The organism is Microcoleus sp. PH2017_34_RAT_O_A, assembly GCF_020737885.1.
Classification (GTDB): Bacteria; Cyanobacteriota; Cyanobacteriia; order Cyanobacteriales; family Microcoleaceae; genus Microcoleus.
Map to the genome: position 1 here is coordinate 1 of NZ_JAEQDD010000173.1, position 5,918 is coordinate 5,918.

Here is a 5,918-nt window from a genome sequence, read left to right on the forward strand (position 1 = left end):
TAATTTGTTATCAGCAATTTATAATTATGAGTTAGCTCTAGGGGGATTAAATTGAAAATCTTTTATTATAGCATAGATTTTTTTTGCAAGAGGTCTAATGTAAAGCCGTGGCAATCATATTGGGTGGTGACATCAGAAAGTTTGGTCACCTTGCCATACATCTTAGCGTCTTTAAGAAAAGATTCTTCTTGAAAACTATTAGGTGTGCGACGCGAAGATCCAGAAGATCCATATCCAATTGTTATCGTTTTTCCACTATCTGTGAGATATTGATGGGTTTTTACTTTCGCAGTGAATAGCGCCGTGAGTAGCAACGCATCCAAGAGCTGATTTCTCATGCGTAGTTCAGTAATAATTGACCAGAGGGTTTTGGAGTCTACCTTACCATCGCGCTTAAGACCGTGAGTGGATTGCCAGTCAACGATCTTTTTCACAGTGTCTGCTCCAAAAATTCCCGTGTGACCTGCACCTACTACCTGCTGAATCAACTTAATACCAGCCGCGCTGTAACCTTTATCGTTATTGTAGCGAATGGCAGCAGGGGCAATATCAATTTTAGTAGCAATCAACCCCAAAGGATTACCACCGATCGCAATCACAGCCGGAATAGCACCTTTTGGTATGATATTCGGATTAAACTTCTCAACAGCCCGCGTTGTCAAAGCATAAGCAGGATTTTCAACAGTCTTAATAATTTCCTCCACATCAAAGACATAAGCACTTCCACCACCACTAAGAGTAGGATAAGAACCAATCAGATACTTCCCATCACTAGAAAGAGCCACATTATTAGTTAAACTTCCCGGCACCGGTTCAGTAGCAGCAACTAATTGCGGATTAGGCCCCAACGGATCTTTAATAATCCCAATATTCCCCCCCGCCAGCGGATTGGCATCAACTTCAATGATTTTTTTACTGTTACGACCCGCCACAAACGCATACTTTCCATCAGCCGTCACCGTGACAGCCACTCCCTCATTCACCTCAAACACATTTCTATTATCAGTCAGCGTTAAATTCGTGTAGACAGTTGTAGGAGTCAAATTCAGAGGGTCATCCTTCACAGTCAGCACCCCAAAACCGCTTCCGTCTGTGTTCGGGTTACCATTAGTAAAAACCATTTTGAGCGGGTCAGGAGTTGCAGCCAACCCCCAAGCCCCCGTAGGAGTCAAAACCTTTCCAATTTGCTCCCCCCACTTCCGGGGATTAGAATTCGGAACCGTCGGTTTGTCATCTGGGTCAATATTCACAGCGTAAATATAACCATCAGCCGCAGTCGCAAACAGCTTGCGCCCGTCACTGCTAACCGCAATCTGGCGCAGTCCTGACGTAGCATTAACTGAGATAGTCCGAACAACTTCGTTATAGCTTGGCGAGTCAGGATTGACATCCAGGACATAAATGCTACCCCGCCCTGAGTCCGCGACGTAAGCATAATTATCCCAAGGGTCAATAGATATCGCCCCAGGAGATGCACCACTGGGCAAAATAATATCATCGACAGCCGGTGTCGAAGCATCAACATCAACCGGACGCCGCGCCAGCAAATCCACCATCGCCACCCGCCCCGTCCTCTCCAAAGGTACATAGGCGCGAGTCGCATTACTGGTCACAGCTAACAATCCCGGACGGTCTAAGGTTGTCCCTACCGCTGTCCCCGGTATCCCCACCGATAAATCCTTGGGAGGCTTCTGTTGCGGGTTCGACGGACTCTGAACTGAACTGAGAGCGTCGATTACCTGAATTTTGTCACTATTCCGCTGTGCCACCAGTATCAAATCAGAAAATACAGGCTTTAACTGGAGGTCTTCAAAACTCGAACGCTTGACCACATCAGAATCAACAGGGCCAGGGCCAAAACGCTCTTTCTGCTGCCGTGACAGCACTATTTCCGACTCGCCCAGCGGTACGCTGATAGGAGCTTTGACCGCCACCTTATAGCGGTTTTCTCCGAGTGAACTACTGAGTCCCGGCACAACAGTGCCAGAGTAACTCTTACCGGACACCTTAAAGTCAACATTCAAATCCCCGAAACTCGCACCCAGATTGCCGTTGAGTCCATTGAGGAAATTGCTGCCTGTTAAGAATATCACAGGTTCGCTGTTGGAGAACTCCAGTTGGACCGACTCCAGCGACGGCGGTTCGAGGGGAACTGCTAGCCCAGTGTCCGGGCCAGAGAGAAATGCTGAGACTGTAGGAACTCCTTGTGTATTCAGTTGTACCTGAGCGGTAGTGACGACAGTTTCCCCAACTTTGGGAATTCCGATTATTTCCAGTGGCTGGTTTGAAGATTGGGCTAAGTAAGTTAATAGTGATGTTGTTGCCTCGAATTGATTTTCTGTGGCTGCGACTGCACCAATTCCACTCGTTTTTGCTCCTAAATAACTATTCTCAAAGTTAAGGTTAGTCGAAAGGTTAATTAGTCCTGAATTAGCTTTTGTGCTGGCGTTAACAATTGAACTGACTGATGGCATTCCTGCGGGCAATAATCCAATTGTATAAGTACCGCTCTCTGTCACGCCTGGAAAGGGTGGGGAAGTGGTGCGGATGTAGCCGTCTGCACCTACTACTCCTGATTCTTGTATCAGCCAAGTTTCGTTCCAGCTATCAGCCCCAGTCGGTAGCGACCCCTTCCGCATGAATAAAACTTCGGTGCCGATTGGTACGCCAACTGGGGCTGGAATTGCCAACTGGACTGGTATCTTCAAGGGGGTGTTGCCCAATTCCAAATTGAAGCCCCCAGCAAACTCCATGCTATCGGGGAATGGTAGTGGTAGTGAAGTGCTGCTAAGTGGCGTTATGTTAACTGTTGTATCTTGAGTTAAGGCAGTAGGAGCTACCATTATTTTTGAGCCGTCGCTGCCTTGCACTACTCCGCCATCAACTCCTAAAGTAGCAGGGCCTATCAAAGGCTTTTCTACGCGCACTGGAACTACCTTTTCTGCTGCTCCATCGATGACGGTGACGCTGGCAATTCCTTCACCTACAGCAGTAATTACGCCGTCTGAATTTACTTGCAATACATTGGGGTTACTGACGAAGTAGCGAGTGCCAGTAGAGCCGAATTTGAGGTCTGGAGAGTCGGTAAGTCCTTGAATTTCTACCAGTAAGGAGCGCTTTACTCCTGTTGTTAATGTTACTGCTTGCGGGTAAACATCCAAACCGTAAATCTCTGCTAGTAGGGCGTTCCATTCGTCATCGTTGGCAGGAATTGGCAGTTCGCCTATTCGTGCCGCAGTCACGGCTTGAATGTTGTTGCGAGATGCTGTAAAAATTGAGGTTCCGTTGGCTAATCCTGTGATTTTTCCAAAAGCGTCAATGGGTGCTATTTCTGGATTTAATGATGTGTATGTTAAGTAAGAATCTGGCAGCACTACGCCTTTTTGGTCGGCGAAGTCTCCGAGCACAACTAATTTTGTATTGTCTCCTGGATAAAGCTGAGGATTGCGATTGGCGAAGTCTAAGGAAAGTAGCGGGGCTCCGCTGACGTTGACTGTTACTTTTGCTGGTATTCCGGTGTTATAGCCGTCGCTGGCTATGAAGTCAAAGCTGGCGATGCCTGAGAATCCCGGAGTAGGCTTGAAGGTTGCTGTTTTGGTAATGGGATCGAATTTTACAGTACCGTTAATTGGGTTGAGCGTGTTGTAGGAGATGGGGTCGTTTTCGGGGTCTGTTGCTTTACCGATTAAGGGTATGATTGTCTCCAATTCTGCATGGGTGTTGGTTGAGAATGGGGAGGTGACTGGTGGTTTGTTGGTGATGAAGCCGAAGTTGTTGTTGAGGAGGGTTTGGTCTACTGAGTTGATGATTCCATCGCGGTTGAGGTCTAGGTTAATTGTATAATTGGGGTCTGTTGCTGTGCTGCCTAGAGCGTTATCTAGCAGTTGTCTGTCTGTTATATCAATTCGGCCGTCGCTGTTGATGTCGCCTGCTATGTTTAGTTTGAGGGTGTATGCGCTACTTGATGCGCTGTTCAAGTTAAGCAGGTTTAAGCCTGATTTTTTGATGGCAAATAGGGAGTAGTTACTGTTTGTATTGGTTGATGTGGAAATTGGTGTGAGTTTATCTATTTCGGGTAGTTCGGGGAGTTTTTGATTGTCTTTTGATTCTACTGAAATTCCAACGAGTACGGTGTCTGAATCTGTGGAATTGAGTTCGGAATTGGCGATGCTGAAGGTATATTTATTCGCTGAACCTGCTTCGTTATTACCTGATGCTGTTTTGGTTGTAAATGTGTAAGCGCCACCTAAGTCTGTAGGTACTTTGTTATTGGTTCCAGGCGGATCTATGGGCAGTATAATTGGGGGCGGTAGGGTATCAAAGGCTCCTTGAATGTTGGGCTAAGAGTGTTGGTGTTGGTGGTTGATGCAAGCCCAAGGGGTCAAAGTCAATAATCGGTGGCAAGTCGCCATCGGGGGTAGGGGAAGTTGGGCAAGTACCCGCACCGCTATCTGCAAACAAATGTAAATTGGTCGCGTGGGCTAGGGTGTGATGAAATTTTTGGGCCCAGTCTGAAAGGTCAAAACTTAGAAAACTTAGAGAGTTGAGAATCTGATGCAGCGCGTCATGGTCATCGACACCACCAGGAACTATGGTGCTAGGAGTGATAATTCGTTCGAGGATGAATGTCTTTCGCGGGCGACGAGTTTTTGGGGGAGAAGTCTCAACCCCTGTATTATTGCGGACAGATAAGCCTTTTGAATGCCAGACCATATACTTAAGCCCCTGCGCTTAGTAACTCCAAGTGAAAACTCAGAAGTTTATATTGACTGCGAATCTAAAAATCAGTTAATTCAACATTAGCAGATAAATTTTGAGACGCAAGTTCTGAATACAATTGAATTATTTTTTTTATGACCGATTAATACAAAGTGTAACATTCCCCATAAAACAAAATATAAATTGCTAGCTTTGTCAAACAAAGTTTTGCTGTGCATCCCAATGAGTGCAGGGTGAAGCATTCCGGCAGATAATTTATTAGTTATCAGGAGAGGCTGACTGCCGGAATGCTTCACCCCTACGGATATATTTACAAAAATGGAATGCTCCCAAAGTTTTGCTGTGCATCTGACAATTTACAACTCCCAACACTATGCAAAATGGTGAAAAATTTGCACGCATAGAAAGTCAAGAAAAATTGTGTCCCGACTTAATTGCTGATTGGGATCTATACCAAATAAGTGACACAAATCTTTATGGCCCAAAACTCAAATCAACGGTACTGTGGATACCGCACCCAGACGGCTATTGGATACTCCGCAATTCAGAAGGCATTACTTGCTTGCAAGTTGACAATTCTGACAAAGAGGTAATGGAAGAATTGGGCTTCAAGCCGATCGGCGATATCGCAGACATCTATGACATTACTTTGGAGGATTTGCAATACTTGCTGCGGATGCTAGCAGAAACGGGAATGTTAGAGGGAACCCAACCTCCAAAACCACCCCCAAACAAATTCAACATTCAGCAATTATTGTCTTTCCAAATTCCCCTGTTTGCTGATGGTAGCAACGCTAGTGACTGTAGTTTTTAACCTCAACCCTTTGAATAAGTTTGACGGCTATTATTTGCTAGTTGCTTTGACTGGGATTAACAATTTGCGATCGAGGTCTTTTCAATTTTACGATCGTTTGCTGCGACGAGAACAGATTTGGGAAGAACCTTCAGACTGCTGGACTTTGGCTGCTTATGCTCCTTTTAGCATAGCTTATACGGTCTGGGTTTTAGGTTATCTGTTGTCTGCTGTTGTTGATTGGGCGGTGCAAAATATGCCGAGGTTTATCGATTTTTATAAGTTTAACTTGCTGTCTGGCAGTTAACATTTGTGACAAGTTAAGAAAAAGTGCAAATTGTCAAGGGGGTAGACTTGCAAGAGGTAAAATAGGATAAAACCTTGACCGGGTAAGCAGTTGAGCCAT

At 45.6% G+C, this 5,918-nt stretch carries 5 protein-coding genes; 3 read left to right on the top strand and 2 right to left on the bottom strand.

The annotated features are described in order from the left end of the window. Positions 1-65: 65 nt before the first annotated feature. Positions 66-3,977: a dockerin type I domain-containing protein gene (locus JGK11_RS32130; RefSeq protein ID WP_293214412.1), complete on the bottom strand. Its 3,912-nt coding sequence runs from the start codon at positions 3,975-3,977 to the stop codon at positions 66-68. 118 nt (positions 3,978-4,095) lie between these two features. Here JGK11_RS32130 and JGK11_RS32135 point away from each other — a divergent pair, with 118 nt between their 5' ends. Beyond that, a complete protein-coding gene (locus JGK11_RS32135; protein ID WP_293214414.1) occupies positions 4,096-4,239 on the top strand; it encodes a hypothetical protein in 144 nt (47 codons plus the stop codon). Between the two features lie 78 nt (positions 4,240-4,317). Here the strand turns inward: JGK11_RS32135 and JGK11_RS32140 are convergent, their stop codons facing one another. Beyond that, positions 4,318-4,713, bottom strand: a complete 396-nt coding sequence (locus JGK11_RS32140) for a hypothetical protein (protein ID WP_293214416.1) — start codon at positions 4,711-4,713, stop codon at positions 4,318-4,320. A 379-nt stretch (positions 4,714-5,092) separates the two neighbouring features. On the opposite strand from JGK11_RS32140, the gene JGK11_RS32145 reads away from it, so the two are divergent. Continuing rightward, positions 5,093-5,533 carry a hypothetical protein gene (locus JGK11_RS32145; RefSeq protein ID WP_293214418.1) on the top strand — a complete coding sequence of 147 codons (441 nt, stop codon included), beginning with the start codon at positions 5,093-5,095 and terminating at the stop codon, positions 5,531-5,533. Beyond that, positions 5,517-5,819 (top strand): hypothetical protein, encoded by a 303-nt coding sequence (locus tag JGK11_RS32150; protein WP_293214420.1) that lies wholly within the window; start codon positions 5,517-5,519, stop codon positions 5,817-5,819. Before JGK11_RS32145 ends, JGK11_RS32150 begins: the two co-directional genes overlap by 17 nt. The last annotated feature ends 99 nt before the right edge of the window (positions 5,820-5,918 follow it).